Annotated in this window: 19 protein-coding genes; 1 reads left to right on the top strand and 18 read right to left on the bottom strand. The window is 55.9% G+C overall.

Annotated features, from left to right (window positions below; all coding sequences use genetic code 11):
• Positions 1 to 4: 4 nt before the first annotated feature.
• The 7 genes from P4L78_RS20660 to ychF form a co-directional block, all read right to left on the bottom strand.
• A complete protein-coding gene (locus P4L78_RS20660) occupies positions 5 to 1,120 on the bottom strand; it encodes a fimbrial protein (RefSeq protein WP_309330397.1) in 1,116 nt (371 codons plus the stop codon).
• Between the two features lie 127 nt (positions 1,121 to 1,247).
• Entirely contained in the window at positions 1,248 to 3,866 is a 2,619-nt protein-coding gene (locus P4L78_RS20655; RefSeq protein ID WP_309330395.1) for a fimbria/pilus outer membrane usher protein, read from the bottom strand.
• Positions 3,867 to 4,016: 150 nt separating this feature from the next.
• Positions 4,017 to 4,754 carry a fimbria/pilus periplasmic chaperone gene (locus P4L78_RS20650; RefSeq protein ID WP_309330393.1) on the bottom strand — a complete coding sequence of 246 codons (738 nt, stop codon included), beginning with the start codon at positions 4,752 to 4,754 and terminating at the stop codon, positions 4,017 to 4,019.
• 169 nt (positions 4,755 to 4,923) lie between these two features.
• Positions 4,924 to 5,457 carry a fimbrial protein gene (locus P4L78_RS20645; RefSeq protein WP_309330391.1) on the bottom strand — a complete coding sequence of 178 codons (534 nt, stop codon included), beginning with the start codon at positions 5,455 to 5,457 and terminating at the stop codon, positions 4,924 to 4,926.
• Between the two features lie 428 nt (positions 5,458 to 5,885).
• A complete protein-coding gene (locus P4L78_RS20640) occupies positions 5,886 to 6,524 on the bottom strand; it encodes a response regulator transcription factor (protein WP_309330389.1) in 639 nt (212 codons plus the stop codon).
• 220 nt (positions 6,525 to 6,744) lie between these two features.
• Positions 6,745 to 9,588, bottom strand: a complete 2,844-nt coding sequence (locus tag P4L78_RS20635; RefSeq protein ID WP_309330387.1) for an ATP-binding protein — start codon at positions 9,586 to 9,588, stop codon at positions 6,745 to 6,747.
• A gap of 523 nt (positions 9,589 to 10,111) precedes the next feature.
• Positions 10,112 to 11,203: a redox-regulated ATPase YchF gene (gene ychF, locus P4L78_RS20630; RefSeq protein ID WP_283147469.1), complete on the bottom strand. Its 1,092-nt coding sequence runs from the start codon at positions 11,201 to 11,203 to the stop codon at positions 10,112 to 10,114.
• Positions 11,204 to 11,553: 350 nt separating this feature from the next.
• Here ychF and P4L78_RS20625 point away from each other — a divergent pair, with 350 nt between their 5' ends.
• On the top strand, positions 11,554 to 12,453 hold the full coding sequence (locus tag P4L78_RS20625; RefSeq protein ID WP_309330385.1) for a YihY/virulence factor BrkB family protein: 900 nt from the start codon (positions 11,554 to 11,556) through the stop codon (positions 12,451 to 12,453).
• A gap of 17 nt (positions 12,454 to 12,470) precedes the next feature.
• Here the strand turns inward: P4L78_RS20625 and glmU are convergent, their stop codons facing one another.
• The 11 genes from glmU to P4L78_RS20570 all read right to left on the bottom strand — a co-directional run bounded on the left by glmU (position 12,471) and on the right by P4L78_RS20570 (position 22,031).
• Complete coding sequence (gene glmU / locus P4L78_RS20620) at positions 12,471 to 13,844, bottom strand: bifunctional UDP-N-acetylglucosamine diphosphorylase/glucosamine-1-phosphate N-acetyltransferase GlmU (protein WP_283147467.1); 1,374 nt, start codon at positions 13,842 to 13,844, stop codon at positions 12,471 to 12,473.
• A gap of 207 nt (positions 13,845 to 14,051) precedes the next feature.
• The gene (locus P4L78_RS20615) at positions 14,052 to 14,480 is read right to left on the bottom strand and encodes a F0F1 ATP synthase subunit epsilon (RefSeq protein ID WP_283147466.1); all 429 of its coding nucleotides are present in this window, start codon (positions 14,478 to 14,480) and stop codon (positions 14,052 to 14,054) included.
• A gap of 11 nt (positions 14,481 to 14,491) precedes the next feature.
• Positions 14,492 to 15,871, bottom strand: a complete 1,380-nt coding sequence (gene atpD / locus P4L78_RS20610; RefSeq protein ID WP_309330383.1) for a F0F1 ATP synthase subunit beta — start codon at positions 15,869 to 15,871, stop codon at positions 14,492 to 14,494.
• A gap of 43 nt (positions 15,872 to 15,914) precedes the next feature.
• A complete protein-coding gene (atpG, locus tag P4L78_RS20605) occupies positions 15,915 to 16,784 on the bottom strand; it encodes a F0F1 ATP synthase subunit gamma (protein WP_309330381.1) in 870 nt (289 codons plus the stop codon).
• Positions 16,785 to 16,810: 26 nt separating this feature from the next.
• Complete coding sequence (atpA, locus tag P4L78_RS20600; protein ID WP_283147463.1) at positions 16,811 to 18,352, bottom strand: F0F1 ATP synthase subunit alpha; 1,542 nt, start codon at positions 18,350 to 18,352, stop codon at positions 16,811 to 16,813.
• Positions 18,353 to 18,362: 10 nt separating this feature from the next.
• The gene (locus P4L78_RS20595) at positions 18,363 to 18,899 is read right to left on the bottom strand and encodes a F0F1 ATP synthase subunit delta (RefSeq protein WP_283147462.1); all 537 of its coding nucleotides are present in this window, start codon (positions 18,897 to 18,899) and stop codon (positions 18,363 to 18,365) included.
• 6 nt (positions 18,900 to 18,905) lie between these two features.
• Positions 18,906 to 19,376 carry a F0F1 ATP synthase subunit B gene (locus P4L78_RS20590; RefSeq protein ID WP_283147461.1) on the bottom strand — a complete coding sequence of 157 codons (471 nt, stop codon included), beginning with the start codon at positions 19,374 to 19,376 and terminating at the stop codon, positions 18,906 to 18,908.
• A gap of 37 nt (positions 19,377 to 19,413) precedes the next feature.
• Positions 19,414 to 19,689 carry a F0F1 ATP synthase subunit C gene (gene atpE, locus P4L78_RS20585; protein WP_053938443.1) on the bottom strand — a complete coding sequence of 92 codons (276 nt, stop codon included), beginning with the start codon at positions 19,687 to 19,689 and terminating at the stop codon, positions 19,414 to 19,416.
• A 119-nt stretch (positions 19,690 to 19,808) separates the two neighbouring features.
• Positions 19,809 to 20,624 (bottom strand): F0F1 ATP synthase subunit A, encoded by an 816-nt coding sequence (gene atpB / locus P4L78_RS20580; RefSeq protein ID WP_405051581.1) that lies wholly within the window; start codon positions 20,622 to 20,624, stop codon positions 19,809 to 19,811.
• Between the two features lie 2 nt (positions 20,625 to 20,626).
• The gene (locus tag P4L78_RS20575) at positions 20,627 to 20,998 is read right to left on the bottom strand and encodes an ATP synthase subunit I (RefSeq protein ID WP_283147460.1); all 372 of its coding nucleotides are present in this window, start codon (positions 20,996 to 20,998) and stop codon (positions 20,627 to 20,629) included.
• A gap of 187 nt (positions 20,999 to 21,185) precedes the next feature.
• Complete coding sequence (locus P4L78_RS20570; protein WP_309330378.1) at positions 21,186 to 22,031, bottom strand: ParB/RepB/Spo0J family partition protein; 846 nt, start codon at positions 22,029 to 22,031, stop codon at positions 21,186 to 21,188.
• Positions 22,032 to 22,072: the final 41 nt, after the last annotated feature.

Genomic DNA, 22,072 nt, shown 5'->3' with positions numbered 1-22,072 from the left:
CAAATTATTGATAACTCAATGTCATTGTTGCTATGCCATTCGCACTCCCCGGTGTTGGGGAAGCCGCTGTCTGGATATAGCGTGCGGACAACGGAATGGTGAGCGTTGTATTCCCGACCGCATTTTGTACCAACCACTGGTTGGTATTACCAGCAACATTAGAATCAGGGCCATAACTCAAAACAGTTGCACCGTTCAGAATCTGGATCTTCACCCCGGTAGCCACAGAGGTGTTGGTCAGTGACAATTGATTAGATGCATTGCCCGGATTTTGCTGGTCCGTCAACGTGGCATAAATGTTGGTCGTTTTACCACCGGTTCCCCCGGAACATACCAGTGTGACGTTAAAGTTCTGGGCAGCTGATGTATCACCAATATTCCTCAAGGTGGTTCCAATGGTAATGACACCCAGCGAGACGGGCGGTGCTGTCACTATGCATGTTGGCGTTGTCGGGATAAAAATAATGCTGGACGACAGCTGAATGGATGCGTATTGAAATTGATTGCCGCCGCTTGCGTCGGATATCCAGCCTTGACCTATCTCTCCGGTGATGGCGCCACCTGCAGGGATAAACCCCGTCTTGACCAGCTTGATGGTGAGTGAATACGAAGGATTGGGCGCATAGTGATAGGGCGATACGGGGGTTCCGCTCATCTGGAGGGGAAATTGCGATGAGCCAAAAAAGGATAACTGGACACCTATTCCCGGAAGACTCGTCGAATATACGTTTGTCGTTCCCCCCACCGTCCCGAGATAATTTCCACTGCCGTTGTAGGATGACTGCGGCATCAAAGCCGTACACGTAAAATAAGCACTGGGATTGGTTGCTGACCAATTCTGTGTACTGGTTCCAAGAACAGTGCCGATCGGGACGCTGGGATCGGTATTTATCGTAAACCCGGGCACCAAGACTACCAGCGGGGCACTGCCGCCGAGTGAGCTTGTGCAATCTGCATGCGCAATAGCGGGCACCAAGGTCAGGGCCAGGAGCGCACACCAGGTACCTAGCCGGGTAAACAGCGAACGGCCTGATTGGCAAGTTGTCGCGTAATAACGCGTCAAATATCCCCGGTATTTCATAGCAATACCTTGGCACCCTCGAAAATGGTTACGTTTCATAGTTAAAACCTCGTTGTGGAGCGCTTGCCGCACCCGCGTGCATCATTCGTAATCAGCGACAGTGCGTGACGGTTAATGCAGTGTTGTTCTATTCCAGTCCACACACATACGGATGTGTGTGCCTGCATTACCGGCACTCGCCATCAGTAAAGTAATACGGTGCCTGCTTGCCCTCGCCAGCCTTGGGAATGCTGTAACCCAGCGAACAAGAGTTGCCTTTACCCTCGCCCCACTTGACCGTCAGCTCGCCCTGATCCTGCTTCAGGCCGTAAGTCATGATGCGGCCACCTTGTGCGACCGAACCGACGTTGTTGCCAGCGCCGTCCAGCACCTCGGCCCCGAAGGGCAGCGCTTCGCCGTTGGCGCGTTTGGTCCGGATGATGAGTGCCTTGCCAGCGTTGACGGTGTCGAACTTGAGTTTGACGACGGCACCGGCAGTCGGCGCGACATGCATTTCCGTGGTCTTCAGTTGCACACCCATTGGCAGGCCTTTGGGGTCCAGCTCGACGTTGTTCATTGAGAACGGCGTCAGATTGCTGACCAGGGCATGGCCCCACGGATCGACCCGCACGCCCGGCGCGGTGGCGACGCGGGCACCCGCTGCGTCTTTGGCGTCGATGATGGCCATGGTGTCGCCAGTGTTTGGCGTAACCGCCACCCCGCCCTGCCACGCGACGATGCCACCCGACATCCCTGCGCTGGTCTGCGTGTAGCCGTTGCTGCGGCTGGCGCTGGCGCGCAACTGGGCGACCGGACTGAGATAGCCGACATTGCCGCCAAAGGTATTGCTGCTACCCGCCATGCCGCCACTGGTGCGGCTGGCGTTGATGCCGTAGTTGAACTCGCGGTCTTTACCCAGCGACCCAGTGACGCTTTCCTGCAGCTGGTTGCTGCCATCGCGTGTGTCATGCGTATAACTGGTGTTGGAGCTCGGGGCGTAAGCGCCGGTACCCAGCGGCAGGCTCAGGTTGAGCATGTAGCGGTTGTTCCAGCGGGCTGAATTGACGTCGAACTCGCGCGAGGCGGACACACCGACCCCCACCCGCCCCATGCTGACGTTGTAACCCGCCTGATATTGGGTATCACGGGTGGCTTTGTTCCAGTAGTTCTGGGTGTAGCCGGACACGTAGACCGAACCCCATTTTTCCAGGCTCTGGTTCAGGGTTAGCTGCAGTCGGCCTTTCTGGATACCGGACATGAAAGACCCAAGATTGCGGTCGTCCAGGTCGCGCAGGGACATTGCATCGGTGTAGCTCAGGAAGCCACTGGTGGAATAGCGATACGCCGCCAGCGTCAGGTTGGTATTGGTGGGGGAAAACAACCGGGAATATGACACCCGCGCACTCTGGCCGTTGTGATCCGGCTGGTTTCTGAAGCTGGCAGAGGCGTCGGTGATATCCAGACCAAATGCCCCGTATTCAGTATTGAGTGCCACACCGACGGCTGCAGAAATATAATCTTCCGCCACGATGGTGCCGCCGTAGCCCGTGAACAAGTTGCTGAAACCGTGCTGGGCGTTGGTTTCAAACACGAACGGCGTGCTGCGGATACTGGTGTTGCGGTACTGGCCGACCGATGCGCTGTAACGGGTAATGCCGGGGCGCAGGGCGTTGACCGGCGATGCGTAGGGCACGGACGACACATGCTGGCTGCCGTCGGCCTCGGTGACGATCACGTCCAGGTTGCCACCGTAACCGGTCGGGTACAGGTCATTGATTTCAAACGGCCCGGCCGCGACGGTGGTTTCGTAAATGATGTTGCCGTTCTGGCGGATCTGCACCCGGGCATTGCTGTTGGCGATGCCGCGTACCGTCGGCGCATAGCCGCGCTGTGACTCGGGGTACATGCGGTCATCGCTGGCCAGCTGGATACCGCGCACACCAAAGCTGTCAAACACGCTGCCGTCGGTGAACGAATCCCCGACCGTGAGCTGGCTCTTGATGTCGGCAAACCCGCGCTGGGCGTAGCTCTGGATGCTCTGGTAATGTGTGTCGCCACCCGTGTTGTGGGTGACGTTGCCGTTGTAGCGCAAGCGCCACGGACCGGCATTCAGACCGGCGTTCAGGCCCAGATAGCTCTGGGTCGAGGAGGAGTTATTATCACCCGCGCTGTGGAACACGTTGGCGTTGTACTGCAACGTGGCGGCCGGGATGCCGTCATCCCAGTACTGCGGGTCAACATAACCACGCGCGCTACGGTTCAAAAATGCCTGCGGGACGCTGGCATCCAGTCGTTGTTCACCGTTGTCAAAGGTGGCAAAGGCCCCATCCACCAAGTCCGGCAGCACCAGACAGGATGCGCCCGCCTGTGCCTGCAGTTTGGCTTGCGCAATGGGGCTCAGCCGATTGAGATCAACCCCCATGCGTTCCAGCAAGTCACGACTGAAACAGGGCTGAACGTTGCCGGAGCCTTTCTGCAGTTCCCGCAGCGGCACTTCCACCACGCCGATCCACATCTGGTTGACGTACAGCGCAGCGCGGTAATCACCGGGCAGCGCGACATTGCCCTTGTTGAAGCGGCTGATATCGAGCTTGCTGGCCGCCGGGCTGTTCGGGCCGTTCAGGAAATCCTGGTTGAATTCGACGGCCGCCACCTGGATCGGCTTGGCCTGGGCTGCTTCGTCTGCCCATACCGGACCCAGTGCAAATACGGAAAGGAGCGCAGCACTTACCGGGCACAACCGGGACGGTGCCTTTTTGTGGGAAGTACGGATTACTTTGCTGTCTTTTTGTACGCGGTTGGTCATGGGTAAGTCCGTTTTTCAGGGCAACACCGGCCCGTTCACGCTGGCCGGGCCAGCGTGAAGCCGTAAACTGGATGGAAATCCTGGATGGAAAGTCTGGCGAGGTGACTGGCGCTTTACGGGCTGGTTGCCCCGGGAACAAGAGCGCCACTGCTACTGCAATACGCCCTCGCCCTGCACTGGGCCGCCGTAGTCGTTGAGGGTGGTGAACTGCACTTTGGTACCCGCTGCAGCGGCGGCGTGGCCTTTCAGGGGGATATCCAGGGTACCGCCAGGTGCCACCATGTCGCCGTCGTCAAACTTGGCAGCACCCACTGCCGCGGCAATGACGGTCACGTGGTAGAGCGTGGGATTGGTCACCTGCAGCACCTGCTTGCCTCCCTTGTCGGCAACATGCCAGGTCAGCTTGCCCGGGGCATCATTGACCGAGCCCTTGAGCCCGGCCGGACGGAAGAAGAACTTGATGCGGGAACGGAACGCCAGTTGCATGTGGTTGGCACCGGCCTCGTCCGCCATGGGCTTGGGCGGGATTTCCAGCATGTTGAGCCAGAACACGGATTCTTTATCCTGCGGCAGCGGTTCGCCGGTATAGGCAATGCGCAGCGTTTGCGCCTTGGCCGGGTCGATGCGCGACATCGGCGGGGTAATGGTGAACGGCAGGTCAATTCTGGACGGGTCTGCCTTCGGGTCACCCTTATCCAGCCAGACTTGGGTCAAAGCGGGTTTTTCACCGTTATTGGACAACTTGATGGTGACTTCAGAATCCTGTGCGTTATAAATCACTCGCGTACCGGCAATCACCACCGAGGCTTGAGCAGCAAATGGCAGCAGTCCGCCAATGAGCAGCAGTCCGGTAACAAGTGAGCTATAAACGATTTTTTTGATATTCATGACAATTAACCAAGCAAAATAAAGCAAACAATTTCCGGAACAAGAATTCCGGATAAGAAACATTCAATTCGGCCGGAAATATCTTTCTACAAAAGCAGGTTGGGCCATTCGGCCCAACCTGATCAGGAATATCCCTCAAGGACAAGATCGCCCCGAGGCAATTACCCTGTTACTGATATGTCATCGAATAGGTAACAGTGGTCTTCACATCACCAGCGGTCGCGTTACCCAGTGGCGAAGTATAGCGGGCTACGTAAGGCAGGGTGGCGCCGCCAGAAGCGAGGAACTTGACTGCCGAATTTTGCAGCGTGGTGCTACCCTTGCTGACATCAATGGGGGACATATCGCCATTCAGCAATTGCACTTCAACAGAGGTTGCGCTGCCCGTTGCGTTCTTCAGATTACCGTCGGCCAGGGTATTGGCACCGTATTCAAAATAAGTAGCCACGTTGCCAGTAGCTGGCGTACAAGCAGACAGAACGATACTGAAAGGAACGGCACCTGCAATGGAGTTTGGTGTGGCGAGAGTAGCGGTGGAAATTGTTGGCAGGGTAACAGTGAAATCGCTACCTTGATTGTTACCGACGATGGTACATGTTTGTGCCGTCAGTGCGCCGTTAATGGTGATGGTGCCATCAGAAGCAAAAGCACCAGCGGACAGGCCCATGCCAATGATCAGTGCAGGAATCAGTTTCTTCATCATGATTGGTAAATTCCAAAAAAATAATAGCAAAAAGCCAGAAAGTAAATCCCCGACTTAATCTCACTTGCTTGAATTGGCCTTGGCTGCAATGTCTACGGTTTTAATTTGGTCCGTATTTTCAATTCTCATTGCGGCACGTCTATGCAACTGACGAGCCAATTAACCCAGCTCACATGCTTTCATAGACGTCAAGTGAATCGGAGCTTTTAAATTCCGAATCAAACATCACCCAAGTGACCGGTCGAATAATGCTCTTGCCATGCAATGACTTGAATCAGCGATGCCTTAAAAATAGTAAATTGCTGTATTGCAGCGTTTCTACCAACAGTATTGGCAGGAGCGACAGACCTGCCTGCTGACCGGGAGGGCCGGTTGGAGGCAAAAATTGAGCATTCAACGAATGGCGTGAGACCAAGCTTTATGTTGATTTAGCCAGCGGGGCTGATCAACCCGGTGGTGACAGCGTACTGAAATAGATCGTGGTCGTTCTCGAGCCCTAACTTACGCATTGCTACAGATTTCTGGGCGCTGATCGTCTTGGTACTGCGATTGGATATGCGCGCAATTTCAACAATGGATACGCCAGAGGCACACAGGCGCAAGACTTCCATTTCCCGCTTGGACAAACGCTGTTCAAACTGTTGCGGGCCCGCGGTTTCGAGCAGGTTTCGCACTGACAGGGGCACATAGCCGCCGCCTTGATAAACCGCGTTAATGGCCGAAACCACGTGCGAGGCTTTGTCGCTTTTGTTGAGAATGGCGTTGATGCCTACTTTCTGGATGCTACGGATCAACGCGGGGTTATCCAGCATGGTCATCACCACAATCTTTAGCGCGGGAAAACGGCGTTGCAGCAGTTGCAACAAGGGCAGGCCATCACCGAATTTGCCGCCAGGCATGGAGTAATCTGTAACCAATACGTCACAAGGGTCTTGCTCAAGAATTTGCATCAAGTCAGTGGAGCTGGCGGCTTCAGCGACCAACTCGAAATCCGGGTTTTTGGCGATTTCCAGCGCTATCCCGGCCCGGACGATGGGGTGGTCGTCGGCAACGATGATTTTGACCATGCTGTATTTCCTCTTCCTTGCGCAGACTGAAACAAATGGGTTTGATCATTAGTACTCCGATCGCTTAAGGCAAGTCCTTGTTTATCTGCCGGAATACTAGGTTTTTTCCGTTGTTGTGGCTCTAGGGTAATCCTTAGTTTTTATCGTAAATGTCATTATTTTGCACATCCAGGCGTGATCTCTCTTACAACCGTGTAGCTTTCCGAACCGTTTTGAAGCTTCACTCGCCACTTGGGGTGGCGATTGGCAGCTCGCTGAAAAACGTTTCGATATATGTCTCCAGACCAGCAAGCGCGACTACGGCTTCGTCCTGCATGTGTGCTGCCATCAGCTCCAGCGCCCGGCACGACTCCTGGATATCTTCCCCGTCCGGGACAGCACTGAAAGCACCGCGCATCCGGTGCGCATGCCGACGCAATGTCAGGGCGTCGCCTTGCTCCACGGCATGCCGGATAACGTTCAAGTCTTGCTGCACGCTGGCGACAAAAGCTCGTTGAAGGGCCGGATCTTCGACGAGAACCCTTGAGAGCCCATCTTCATCAACCACGTTCACGTCGGACGTAATAGCCGAGGCGGTTGGCACAATTGCGCTGAGCACCTGGCGAAGGTCTTTGAGCAATATCGGTTTGAATAACGCGACATTCATACCTGCGGCCAGGCAACGCTCCCGTTCTCCCGGAAACACGCTGGCGGTGATTCCGATCAGCGGGGTGGCATTGCCTTGGGCACGCAAGGCACGCGCTAGCGCGTAGCCATCCATACCGGGCATATTCACATCGGTGAAGATTATGTCGAACGTTGCATGCTGCAATGCCTCCAGCAGCTGATAACCATTTTCGACCGCCTGAACCGTACCGCCGAGGGCTTCCAGCTGTTTCTTGAGAAGTTGACGGTTCAGCGGGTGATCTTCCGCAATCAAAATGCGCAGGCCCACTATTGGTTGGACCGGTGGCAACGCGGGGTTTTGGACGGCAGTGAGACCTTGCCCGCTTGCCAGACTGAGTGCCGACGACAGTGATTCCTGGCTATACAAACTGGCGCAAATTTCGTGCTGCATTTGTTGCGGGATTAGCGGGCCGTCGGGAAGCAGTCGGATCACGGGCTTGCCCGGGTCGGCGGCCTGAGAGCGGCTGGCAGATCCTTGCCGCGTTCCCGCGGTGACTTGCACGATCCCGCGTCCCGCATCGGACACTGGCGCGCCAGCAATATGAATTGGATAGCCAGCCTTCTGCAGTTGCTGCGCAATGTTGTCGCGCACTTGTGGATCATCTATTTGCAAATCGACGACGGGTCGCAATTCTGGCGGCGTCGCAGCGGCGGCGTTGGGTGCAACAGCGGCCAGATGTGCAGGGACGCTGACAGTAAAGCAGCTACCCACGTCGGGCTCGCTTTGCAGACTGATTTCGCCCCCCATTAAATGGACCAGTCTGCGGCAAATCGACAACCCCAGACCGGTGCCACCAAATTGCCGGGTCACGCTGGCATCCGCTTGTATAAAGGGCTCAAACAGTTGCTTTTGCGTGGCAGGATCGATGCCAATCCCGGTATCGCGAACACTAAATACTAAATATGAGAAGCCAGCGGCGGATTCCTCGCCAGCTATCGGTGTGAGCTGTGTGCTGCGCGCTTCCAGCCACAGCCGCAGGGTTACGCTGCCAGTCTGGGTGAACTTGATGGCGTTGGATAACAGATTGCCCACAATCTGACGCAGACGGGTGGCGTCGCCCAGTAGTTCGGGCAGGCCTGGCTGCAATTGGCAATACAACTTCAGCCCTTTTTTGTGGGCAAGCGGATAAAAGCTACGTACTACGCTTTCCAGGATCGGCACCGGCGCATAGGGAAGATGTTCCAGCCGTAACGCACCCGACTCGATTCGCGAAAAATCCAGAATGTCGTCAATGATCGCCAGCAGCGTTTGCGACGATTCACGCATGGTCTGAAGAGCTTCACCCCGGGTAGCGGGCATATCGGACTCGGATAGCAAATCCAGCGTTCCCAGCATGCCATACAGCGGGGTGCGTATTTCGTGGCTCATGGTCGCCAGAAAGGTCGACTTGGCTTCGTTAGCCGCGATGGCGGCCTGGCGGCTGCTTGCTTCGGCCTCCCGCGCGCGCTTGAGTTGAGCGGCCCAAGGGCGTAGATACCGGTGCCGGACCTGGTACACGGCAAAAAAAAGCAGGCTGACTGACAGCACGTAAACCAGCAGTATCCAGCTAATGCTGGTGAGATTCATCAGCAACAAAGCCGAAACCGGGTACGCGTAGACCACGCCCCAGGCTTGATGGCCGGTTCTGCCAGCAATATAGAAAAAACCGTGATCAAACCAGGACCGGGAAACGACGGCCCCACCAAGGTCCGGTGCGTGGGCCTGCAACGAAGCCACGGTCAACCGGGAGTCTGGTGCTGACCAGATCAAGCTGGATGAACCGACATTCACCAGATTGACCATTTTTCCCCAGTACTGTTTATCCAGTTCTGGAATTACCACATCCTGCGGCAAGCTGCTGGTGGGGATTCCGGTTACGACATAGCGGTCAATGGTGCCGTCAGGCCCACGAACAGGCAGGACACAATTGAACATCTGCATTCGCTCAAGCTGGTCCTCTGTGGCGGCCAGCCAGAATGGAGAATCTGGGTTTCCGGCAAGTTGGCCAGCGCGAATCCGTTCTAGCAACTGTTGTAGCGTGGCGGGCGAGAGATGCAGTTTCTGCAGATAGCCCTCGCGAGCACTGAGAATCGCTCTGCCACTGGCGACGTCTATTCCCACGACATAGGCCGGGCGCTTATCCTCGTTTGACCATAAAAAAGGCGAGAGAAAAGCAAACCGCAAGCCACGCTCGGCCAAGTGCAGCGCCCGTTCCCGACTGATTGGGATATCAGTGGTTAGCAAAACCAGTGGCTGACCCCATTCTTCTTTGTCCAGAATGGACAAACTATTTGAGGGATACGCCAACACGGCATCTGCCAATTGTTGCAGGCGCTGATGGTCGATCATGCTCACTGGCACAGCGACATCATTGCGGGTCAGACTTCTCACAAACGCTTCGTTGGTACGTTGAATCATAAGAACGCCATTGAAATGATTGCGGCTCAACCCACTCAATACCCAAACGGTTTGCTGGAATAGTCCATAAATTGCAAAAACCAGAACCGAGGTCATCAGTATCAGTATCAGCCCGGCCGCCAGACTGAACATTCTGCCGGACTGCAGTGATTCGTCAGCTAGCTTGCGATAGTGGGTGAAATTGAGGTTCAACGCTGGTGTCCGCAGGATGCGTATACGAGGTTTGAGCGACCACACCCCGTACATATAAAAAATCAAGGCTGTATGAGCGGTTACACCAATGGTTACCGTCCGCAGCGACTGCCTACCCCGTAAGCATAGGCAATCTCCGGTTTTACGCGAGCGATGCCGCGGGCGGTTCACGTCTCTTGGCGCGCGCCCGGTGATCCGTATAGTCGACGTGCAGGCACCAGATACTCACTTGCTGCGCGCCATAAAACAAAAAACCCCCGTTTGTACGGGGGTTTTCTTTGGGGAGGCCGTCGATCCAGCAGAAGGCATCAGACAGCCCGAAGTACCAGGCTTAAACGTTGAACAAGAAGTTCAGGACGTCGCCGTCTTTGACCACATATTCCTTGCCTTCGGCCCGCATCTTGCCGGCTTCTTTGGCGCCCTGCTCACCCTTGTAGCTGATGAAATCAGCGAAAGCGATAGTTTGGGCACGAATAAAGCCGCGCTCAAAGTCGGTGTGGATAACGCCCGCAGCCTGCGGCGCGGTGTCGCCCTTGTGGATGGTCCATGCGCGCACTTCCTTCACACCGGCAGTGAAGTAGGTTTGCAGGCCCAGCAGCTCGAAGCCAGCGCGGATCAGACGATTCAGGCCTGGCTCTTCCAGACCCAACTCTGCCAGGAATTCGGTTTTGTCTTCATCCGGCAACTCGGCAATTTCGGACTCAATAGCGGCACATACGGCCACAACCGGCGCGCCTTCGGTCTTGGCGTATTCGGTTACTTTATCCAGCAGCGGATTGTTGGTGAAGCCATCTTCTGCCACGTTGGCAACGTACATGGCTGGCTTGGCGGTTAGCAGGCACAGTGGCTTGATCAGCGCTTTTTCATCGGCACTCAGACCAACCGAACGCACGGGACGGCCTTCATTCAGCACGGGCAGCAGTTTTTCCAGCACCGCCACCAGTTGTTGTGCGTCTTTGTCACCGCTGCGGGCTTTCTTGCCATCACGCAGAATGGATTTCTCAACGGTCACCATATCGGCCAGTGCCAGTTCGGTACCGATCACGGCAATGTCATCGATCGGGTCAACGCGGCCGGCAACGTGAATGATGTTGTCGTCGTTGAAGCAGCGCACCACATTCACGATGGCATCGGTTTCGCGGATATTGGCCAGGAACTGGTTACCAAGACCTTCGCCCTTGCTGGCACCGGCCACCAAGCCAGCGATATCCACAAACTCCACAATCGCCGGAACGATCTTTTGCGGGTTGATGATGTCCGCCAGCTGCTGCAGGCGTGCATCCGGCACTTCGACGATACCGACGTTCGGCTCAATGGTGCAGAACGGGTAATTGGCCGCTTCGATCCCGGCTTTGGTCAGGGCGTTGAAGAGTGTGGATTTGCCGACGTTGGGCAAGCCCACAATGCCGCATTTGAGACTCATTGGATGATCCTTATTTTCAATTGGTGGACAACAGAAACGAGATGCATCCGGTGTTCTGTGTCGAGATATTCAGCGATGGCATATCCCAGGCAAGACGGCGCGGGATGTAGTTCCGGTGTATATCTACCGGAAACAGGCCAGAATTAGCCTCGATTGTACCACTGCATGGGCCGCCGCTCTGCTTGGCGACGGGCATCCCGCAAAATCACCAGGAACCGACACGAGGCGATACTTGTCGTTTGTTCATGAGGCCCACGGCGGTGTTTGTCTGACAGCCGAAACGGTCTTGCCCGGATAGTAGACGGCTGGTGCGTGGCGCACGCTGCTCGCACGGTGATCGGAGAACATGAATGTTATGGCAGAAACTGCTGGGGCTCTGGCACCTGGCGCAACGCGTCGTCTCCAAGACCATTGACGGCTTTTTTGACGATGAGCTGATGACGCGCGCGGCAGCGTTGGCGTTTTACTCAGCCTTGTCGTTCGCCCCGCTGCTGGTCTTGCTACTGTGGGTGGTGGCATCGCTCTCGCCGGATTATCAGACCCAATTGATTGATGGCTTGAATCGCATGGTTGGCCCGAAAGCCGCAGATGCCGTCCAGCTGGTAATTCGCAATGCCTCCAGCCGCCCCAGCGTGGGTAATCTGGCCGGGATCATCGGACTGACGATTACCCTGATTGCCGCTTCGGCGGTGTTTGCACAACTGCAAGGTGCAATCAATCGCGTGTGGGGTTTGCGCTCGCGGCCGGGTCAAGCGGTGATCGGGTGGCTGCGCTCACGCATGAACGCCGTGGGTCTGTTGTTGGCGGTAGCGTTTTTGCTGGTGATTTCTTTTTCGGCCAGTACGCTGATCGGCTTGTTTGTGCCCGGCCACACCGTGGCGTGGCAGGTGGTGGAGGCGAGTGTTTCGACCACTATTTTCGTGTTCGTGTTTGCCGCCATCTTCAAGGTCTTGCCCGATGCCATCATCGCCTGGCGCGATGCGCTGGCAGGTGCCGTGTTGACCGATCTGTTGTTCATCCTCGGCAAAATCGGCATCAGTCTTTACATACAAAACAGCGATGTCGGCGGTGCTTATGGACCAGCGGGCAGCGTGGTGGTGCTGCTGGTATGGGTCTATTACTCGGCCTTGATTCTGTTACTGGGTGCGGAGTTGACCGAAGCCGTGGCCGAAGCGCGCGGCGCCCCAATCCGGCCCACGGCTCATGCGGTGCGCATCCTCGTTAGAACCCAGGAAGATACGCCCGCATAAGCTTTCATCGCCCAGACTTAGTCTTTCTTGATTTTGACCGGGCGGCTCCAGCCCGGAATGGTCACTTGCCGTGCGCGGGCAATGGTCAACTCACCTTCCGGCGCATTCTTGCTGATCACCGAGCCAGCGCCGGTGGTTGCGCGATTGCCAATTGTCACAGGCGCAACCAGACAGTTGTTGGAGCCGATACGGACTTCGTCCCCGATCACCGTCACGAACTTGTTCACACCGTCGTAATTGCAGGTGATGGTACCCGCGCCCACATTCGTATCGCGGCCAATTTGAGCATCGCCAATATAAGACAGGTGGTTCACCTTCGAGCCAGTGCCGATCTGTGCGTTCTTGACCTCAACAAAGTTGCCGATATGCACGCCTTCGGCCAGCTTGGCACCCGGACGCAGTCGGGCATACGGGCCAATGAGCGAGCCTGCGCCCACTTCTGCGTTTTCCAGATGGCTGAACGGGTGAATCACCGCACCATCGGCAATCTGCACATTACGCAGTACGCAATTGGCGCCAATCTGCACGCCATCGCCCAATGTGACCGAGCCTTCAAATATGCAATTCACATCCACAAACACGTCTTTGCCATGCTTCAGTTCGCCGCGGATATCAATACGCGCCGGGTCAGCCAGCGTTACCCCGGCCACTAGCAATGCATGGGCCAGATTGGCTTGATGAATGCGCTCCAATTGCGCCAGCTGAACTTTGTTGTTGATGCCTTCGGCTTCCCAGGCATCGGCCGGTTGTGTCGTCACTACCGGTACGCCATCACGCACGGCCAAAGCGATCAAATCGGTCGCGTAGTACTCGCCCTGAGCATTGTCGTTCTTCAGTTCAGACAGCCACTGCGCCAGACGCCCCGTCGGCAGCGCCAGGATGCCGGTGTTGATTTCGCGAATCGCCGCTTGTTCGGGCGATGCGTCTTTTTGCTCGACGATGGCTTGAACTTCACCCGCCGCATTACGCACGATGCGGCCGTAACCAGTCGGGTTAACCAGCGTCACCGTCAGAATGCCCAGCTTGCCATCGGCACTGGCTGCCAGCAGGGCTTGCAATGTTTCAACGCGGGTGAGCGGAACGTCGCCGTACAGCATCAGCGTGATATCACTGCTCAGATGGGGCAAAGCCTGCGCCAACGCATGACCAGTGCCCAGTTGGTGCGCTTGATGAGCCCAAGCCAGATCAGCATCGACGCTCAATGCTGCCTGCACCTGATCACCACCGTGGCCATACACGACCACCGTTTTTGCGGGCTGCAGCGCGCGCGCCGTGTCCAGTACATGCCCCACCAGCGGTTTGCCGGCAATTCGGTGCAAAACCTTGGGCAGGGACGAGTACATGCGTTTGCCTTGGCCGGCAGCGAGGATTACAACATCAAGACGGGACATGGGTTTATCCTGGAAAACAATAGCCGCCATTTTACCGGTCAGCTGCAGCTGTGACATAGGAAACGCCGCAATTATCGACTCAAGCGCGCTGATCCGCTGGTAAATGCACTCACCACTCGTTCAATCGGCCATGCCAAAACTGCAAAACTACGGAAATAAAAAAAGCAGCCCGCAGGCTGCTTTTTCCGGATCGCACAATGGCGCGTCTTAGTGACCGCGTTTCTTGAGCTTCTCCACGACTGAGAGCATTGCCACCGCTTCCACCAGTTCGGCCTGCGCCATAGCGAAGTCCATCTGGGTCTTGCGGTTTTTAATTCCCTCTTCAGCCTTGGCCTTGGCTTCACGCGCCTTGGCTTCATCGATATCCGCACCACGGATGGCTGTATCAGCCAGCACAGTGATCGAATGCGGTTGCACTTCAAGCAGGCCGCCAGACACGTACAGGATGACATCCGGTTCGTGAGTGTTGGCCAGCTTGATGCGAATCGCACCTGGACGAATACGAGTCAGGAGAGGCGCATGGCGCGGGTAAATACCGACTTCGCCGCCTTCTGCCGGTGCTGTGAAAAATTCAGCAACACCAGAGAAAATCAGCGATTCGGCGCTTACCACGTCAACATGTATGGTCATCGCCATAGCCTACTCCCTTATTGCAAGGTCTTGGCTTTTTCGATCGCTTCCTCGATACCGCCAACCATGTAGAAGGCTTGTTCGGGGAGGTGGTCGTAATCACCGTTGAGAATGCCCTTGAAGCCCTTCAGGGTTTCCTTCAGTGGCACGTACTTGCCTGGTGAACCAGTAAAGACTTCGGCCACATGGAACGGCTGTGACAGGAAACGCTGGATTTTACGGGCACGAGCCACGGACAGCTTATCGTCCGGCGACAATTCATCCATACCCAGAATTGCGATGATGTCTTGCAATTCTTTGTACTTTTGCAAAGTCTGCTGCACGCCACGCGCCACGCTGTAGTGCTCGTCGCCAACAACTTGCGGGTCGAGCTGACGCGAAGTGGAGTCAAGCGGATCGACCGCAGGGTAGATACCCAGCGAAGCGATGTCACGCGACAACACAACGGTTGCGTCCAAGTGGGCGAAGGTGGTTGCAGGCGACGGATCGGTCAAGTCATCCGCTGGCACGTAAACGGCCTGGATGGAGGTGATCGAGCCAGCCTTGGTCGAGGTAATCCGTTCTTGCAGAGCACCCATTTCTTCTGCCAGCGTAGGCTGATAGCCCACAGCAGAAGGCATACGGCCCAGCAACGCGGAAACTTCAGTACCAGCCAGCGTGTAGCGGTAGATGTTGTCCACGAAGAACAGGATGTCACGACCTTCGTCACGGAAGTTTTCCGCAATGGTCAGACCAGTCAACGCTACGCGCAGGCGGTTGCCCGGCGGTTCGTTCATCTGGCCGTACACCATCGCCACTTTGTCCAGGACGTTGGAGTCTTTCATTTCGTGGTAGAAGTCGTTCCCTTCACGGGTACGTTCGCCCACACCGGCAAACACGGACAGACCCGAGTGTGCCTTGGCGATGTTGTTGATCAATTCCATCATGTTGACGGTCTTGCCCACACCAGCGCCGCCGAACAGACCAACCTTACCACCCTTGGCAAACGGGCAAATCAAGTCAATAACCTTGATACCGGTTTCCAGCAGATCGATAGACTGGTTCAGTTCGTCGAATTTCGGGGCGAGTTGGTGAATGGCGCGGCGGGCTTCGGTTTCAACCGGGCCTGCATCGTCAATCGGGTTACCCAACACGTCCATGATACGGCCCAGAGTAGCCTGACCCACCGGAACCGAAATCGGAGCGTGGGTGTTGGATACCAGAAGACCGCGCTTCAGACCATCGGTCGTACCCATGGCGATCGCACGCACAACGCCGTCGCCCAACTGTTGCTGGACTTCCAGCGTCAGTTCAGGTTCGGCCAGTTTGAGCGCGTCATACACCTTGGGCAGGTTGTCGCGCGGGAATTCCACGTCCACAACCGGACCAATGATTTGCACAATTTTGCCTTGGCTCATCGTAGGTTCCTAATAGCTTGCATCAATCGGTTAGCCGCCTGCATCAGACTGCTGCCGCACCAGAGACGATTTCCGAGAGTTCCTTGGTAATCGCAGCTTGACGCGTCTTGTTGTACAGCAGTTGCAGGTTGCCGATCACCTTGTCGGCGTTATCGGTTGCAGCCTTCATGGCCACCATGCGCGCAGCCATCTCGGATGAAATGTTTTCCGCCACGGCTTGATAAATCAACGCTTCCACGTAGCGATTCATCAGTTCGTCAATGACGGTCTTTGCATCCGGCTCGTACAGGTATTCCCAGTTGTAGCCGTGTTCCGGTTGCCCAAAGGCATCACCGGAAAGGGGCAACAGCTGTTCTACCGTCGGCTCTTGCTTCATGGTGTTGACGAATTTGGTATACACCAGCTGGACTTCGTCTACTTCGCCCGCGATAAACGCATCCACCATCACCTTGACCGGTCCGATCAAGGATTCGAGGTGAGGCGTATCGCCCAGAGCTACTGCAGAAGAAATCACCTTGGCGCCGTTGCGGGTCATAAAGCTGAAACCCTTGTTACCAATTGCGGTAACAGCAACTTCGACGCCTTGCTGGTGCAGTTCTTTCATCTTGGTGACGGACTGGCGCAGTACGTTGGTATTCAAACCACCGCACAGGCCTTTGTCCGACGTAACCACGATCAGGCCAACCCGTTTAACGCTTTCGCGCTTCTGGAGGTATGGATGCGGGTAGTCCACAAATGCTTGCGAAAGGTGAGCCGCTACGTTGCGGATCTTTTCGCCGTAAGGACGGGCCGAACGCATGCGTTCTTGCGCCTTGCGCATTTTGGATGTCGCGACCATTTCCATAGCGCGGGTGATCTTCTGCGTGTTTTTCACGCTTTTGATCTTCGTACGGATTTCTTTACCGCCTGCCATGATCCAGTTCCTTTTTCAGTACCGAATCAGTACGCGCTGCTGGCTTTGAACGCGGCCACGGCTTTCACCACTGTGGCTTCGTCTTCATCCGACAAGGCGCCCTTGGCATCAACGCGGGCCAGCAAATCAGCGTGGTTCGCTTTCAGATCAGCCAGGAAGGCCGATTCGAATGCGAGTGCGCGATTAACTGGAACATCGTCGTAGCTGCCCTTGGCAATCAGCAACAAGGTCACGGCCAGTTCGCCAACCTTGAGCGGGCTGTATTGAGCCTGCTTCATCAGTTCGGTCACCATCTTGCCGCGCTCAAGCTGCTTGCGGGTCGCTTCGTCCAGGTCGGAAGCAAACTGCGCGAACGCAGCCAGTTCACGATACTGAGCCAGCGCCAGACGTACACCACCGCCGAGCTTCTTGATCACCTTGGTCTGCGCTGCACCGCCAACGCGGGACACCGAGATACCGGCGTTCATCGCAGGACGGATACCGGCGTTGAACAAGTCGGTTTCCAGGAAGATCTGGCCATCGGTAATCGAAATCACGTTGGTCGGCACGAATGCAGACACGTCACCCGCTTGGGTTTCGATAATAGGCAGCGCAGTCAGCGAACCAGTCTTGCCCTTCACTTCGCCGCCGGTGAGTTTTTCAACTTCAACTGCATTGATACGCGAAGCGCGTTCGAGCAGACGGGAGTGCAGATAGAACACATCGCCCGGGTATGCTTCGCGGCCCGGAGGACGGCGCAGCAACAGGGAGATTTGACGGTAAGCAACGGCTTGCTTGGACAAGTCATCGTATACGATCAGGGCATCTTCGCCGCGATCGCGGAAGTACTCACCCATTGCGCAACCGGAGTAAGCAGCAATGTATTGCAGCGCAGCGGATTCAGATGCAGCGGCAGCCACCACAATGGTGTGAGCCAGCGCGCCGTGTTCTTCCAGCTTGCGCACTACGTTGGCAATCGACGAAGCCTTCTGGCCAATCGCAACGTAGATACATGTAACGCCAGTACCCTTCTGGTTGATGATCGCGTCCAGAGCAACGGCAGTCTTGCCGGTCTGACGGTCACCAATGATCAGCTCACGCTGGCCACGACCGATCGGCACCATGGTGTCGATGGCTTTCAGGCCAGTTTGCAGCGGCTGGTCAACCGATTGACGCGCAATAACGCCCGGCGCGATCTTTTCGATCGGGCTGGACAGCTTGGCGTTGATCGGGCCTTTGCCATCGATAGGTTGACCCAGCGAGTTGACCACACGGCCAACCAGTTCCGGACCTACCGGGACTTCAAGAATACGACCGGTACACTTGACTTCATCGCCTTCGGAGATGTGGGTGTATTCACCCATCACCACGGCACCAACGGAGTCACGCTCCAGGTTCAGTGCCAGACCGAAAGTGTTGCCCGGGAATTCCAGCATTTCGCCTTGCATTACATCGGACAAGCCGTGAACGCGGACGATACCGTCGGTGACCGACACAACCGTGCCGACGGTCGCAGTTTGTGCGCCTTCGGACAGGTTCTGGATCCGGGCCTTAATCAGTTCACTGATTTCAGACGGATTGAGTTGCATTAAAAATCTCCTAACTCTTCAGGCTCGTCGCCAGTTCAGAGAGCTTGCCGGCTATGGATGCGTCGATCACAACATCACCTACCGTCACTTTTACGCCGCCGATCAATTCGGGGTTGGTAGAGGTTGTAGCCGCCACCTTGCGTTTGAAGTGTTGGGCAAGCGAAGTCTTGAGTTCTTCGACCTGAGCGGCATTGAGCGGGAAAGCCGATTCGATTTGCGCTTCCACTTCGCCAGCTTCGGCAGCCTTGTACGACTCATACAAGTCGCGGATGGCGGGAAGCACAGTGAAACGGCCGTTTTCGATAATCAGCGTGACGAAGTTTTTCACTTCATCGCTCACGCCTGCGCCCAGCAGCTCGACCAGCAATTGCTGAACCTGAGCAGCGGAATATCTTGGGTCGGACGCGACTGTTTGCGCCAGCTTGTCATCGGCGATAACGCCGAGCTTTGCCAACACTTCGGACCATTGGTCCAGCTTGCCGCTTTCTTTACCAAGACGGAACACAGCCTCGGCGTACGGCCTTGCGACGGTGATGAGTTCTGCCATGACTGATTACAGTTCCGCTTTGATCGAATCCAACAGCGCGGCATGTTTGCCGGCGTCGATTTCGTGCTTCAGGATCTTGGTTGCACCTTCAAGGGCGAGGCTCGCCACTTGTTGACGCAACACACCCTTGGCCTGTTCGACTTGCTGTGTGATTTCGGCTTGGGCGCCCGCCAGCAGGCGATCGCTTTCCACCTTGGCCTTGTCTTTCGCCTCGTCGACGATTTGGTTGGCGCGTTTTTCAGCCTGGGCAATCAGCTCTGTAGCTTGTTGCTTGGCTTCACGCAGCTTTTCAGCAGAAGCTTTTTCGGCATTGGCCAGATCTTGCTTGGCACGATCTGCTGCCGACAAACCTTCAGCAATGCGCTGCGCGCGCTTTTCCATCATCCCGGTCAGCGGAGGCCACACGATTTTCATCGTGAACCACACCAGCAAGGCAAAAGTGATTACCTGGCCAATGAGGGAAGTATTGAATTCCACGTTGTAGCCCTCCAGTTTTTCGCGGTGACGTGACTAATTAACCAGCGAGTGCGGAGAGGAACGGGTTGGAGAAGGTGTACAGCAGAGCAACACCGACGCCGATCATGGAGATCGCATCCAGCAGACCGGCGATAATGAACAGCTTGGTTTGCAGAACCGGGATCATTTCCGGTTGGCGAGCCGAGGACTCGAGGAATTTGCCGCCCAGGATGGCGAAACCGATAGCGGTACCGAGTGCAGCCAGACCAATCATCAGTGCGGCAGCGATTGCAGTTGCGCTTTGAACGCTAGCGATTACTTCGGGTGCAGCCATTTTGTTGTATCTCCTGAAAAGGAAGTTGACAAGATAAGGGGGTAACTCGAACCGGGCAGCGCAATGCTACCCGGCGCGATACTTTAAAACCGCAGCGCCCAAACCGGACGCCAGCCGGCTTAGTGGTCTTCCACCGCCATCGACAGATAAACGATGGTGAGAACCATGAATACGTATGCTTGCAGCGTTACAACCAGCACGTGGAAGATAGCCCACGGTGTGCCCAGCACCCAGTTGATCCACCAAGGCAGCAGTGCGATCAGGATGAACAACAGTTCACCGGCGTACATGTTGCCGAACAACCGCAGTGCCAGCGAAATCGGCTTGGCGATCAGTTCAATCAACTGGAACAGGAAGTTGGGGATCAGCAGACAAACCTTGCCGACGGTACCTTCAGCATGGAACGGTGCGGTGAACAGTTCCTTGATCCAGCCGCCCAGACCCTTGGCCTTGATGGAGAAACCAATGATGTACAACAGCACAGAGATCGACATGGCGAATGTCTGGTTTACGTCGGCGGTAGGTACCACGCGCAGGTAAACATGGTGAGGATCAGCACCAAAGAAGGTGACGCCAATCCATTGCGCGATCATGGGGAACAGGTCAACCGGGAAGAAGTCCATGGCGTTCATCAGGAACACCCAGCAGAAAATAGTCAGCGCCAGTGGGCCGATGACCTTGCTCTTGCCATGGAAGGTATCTTTGATATGGGTGTCGACCATCTCGACGATCAGCTCGACAAAGTTTTGCAACTTGCCAGGCACACCGTCAGTTGCCTTGCGGGCAACCAGACCAAAAACGCCGACGAAGATGAAACCAAGAACCAGCGCCACCCAGAATGTATCCAGGTGGAAATTGGCCATTGTTCCTTCGGTGTGCAGACGGTTGTGCGTCAGATGGTGAAGGATATATTCGGTTGAGGTCTGTTCAGCCATGATTATTTCTTGTCTTTAAATTTGATCAAAAGCCCGAACCAGAAGGCCGAGGCCGCTGCAGCGTATCCGAAGATAAGCGCTGGCCAGACCACCTTCCGGTGAAAGACGAAAATCGCCCCAAAGGCCACCAGGGTAAACGCCATTTTTAGTGCTTCGCCCAGAAAGTGCAGTTTCATCAGCACTTCTGGCGGCCCATAAGGCAACTGGTAAGCCGTTTTAGCGTAAATGAGGGAACCCAAAACTGCGACAGTGCCACCCATGACACTTGCAATTCCTGCTTGCGAACCCCATAAAATAAAAACGAGCACCGCGACCGCTAGAGTAATCCAGGCCTTAAGCCGGATGATGCCCCGGATCTGTGCTTTGTTAACCATTTTGTTACGCCAGGCAAATATCCGGCGATTATACGGATGACGCTTGTTGCGCGTCAATTTTACACATTGAAGTTACTGGGTTTTTGACCCATGCCGGGTTTTCGGGCGCTCATCTCGCAAGAATTGCACCAATATTGTGCGTTAGCCTTGCAGGTCTGGTCAGGCCGGCGGAAAGTCCGTTTTGCAACTATTTCAATAGCGCCAGCAAACGGTCCAGGTCATCCAGACTAGTGTAGTCGATCATCAACTTGCCGTTGCCGCGTTTGCCATGCTTGATGGCAACCGTTGAGCCAAGACGGGATGAAACTTCTTCTTCCAGCCGGGTGATATCCGGATCAGCTTTCTTTTCTTCACGTGCCGGCACTTCTTGCAATAGACGCTGCACCAGCGCTTCAGTTTCACGCACCGACAAGCCTTTGAGTGCTACCGTGCGCGCCGTGTCGATTTGCTTAAGCGTTGGCAGCGCCAGCAATGCGCGCGCGTGGCCCATGTCGAACTGACCGGCCGCCAGCAAGTCGCGTACCGGTTCCGCCAGATTCAGCAAACGCAGCAGATTGGTTACGGTCACACGGGATTTACCCACCGCATGGGCAACGGCTTCATGCGTCATGCCAAACTCATCAATCAGCCGCGACAAGCCTTGGGCTTCTTCCAGCGCATTGAGGTCTTCGCGCTGGATATTTTCGATCAGCGCCATCGCCGCCACGGCTTCGTCCGGTACTTCGCGGACCAGCGCAGCAATTTCAGTCAGGCCCGCCAGTTGGCAAGCGCGCCAACGGCGTTCACCGGCGATGATCTCGTAACGATCTTCCGGGCCACCCGCAATCGGGCGCACCAGCACCGGCTGCATCAGGCCTTGCGAACGAATCGACTCGGCCAGTTCTTGCAACGCGGCTTCGTCCATCTGCGTACGCGGCTGATATTTGCCCGGTTGGAGACTGGTAACGGGCAATTGTTGAAGCGATTCGTTGGCCGCCTCATCGCCCATCAATGCGTCCAGGCCACGACCCAGGCCTTTGAATTTTTTGTTCATGTTCGGGTGATTCCGGCGAATGGGATTGGCATCAGCGATTG

It is taken from the genome of Silvimonas sp., assembly GCF_031291215.1.
In the GTDB taxonomy this organism is placed as follows: Bacteria; Pseudomonadota; Gammaproteobacteria; order Burkholderiales; family Chitinibacteraceae; genus Silvimonas; species Silvimonas soli.
This window is presented reverse-complemented; position numbering and strand designations above follow the sequence as displayed.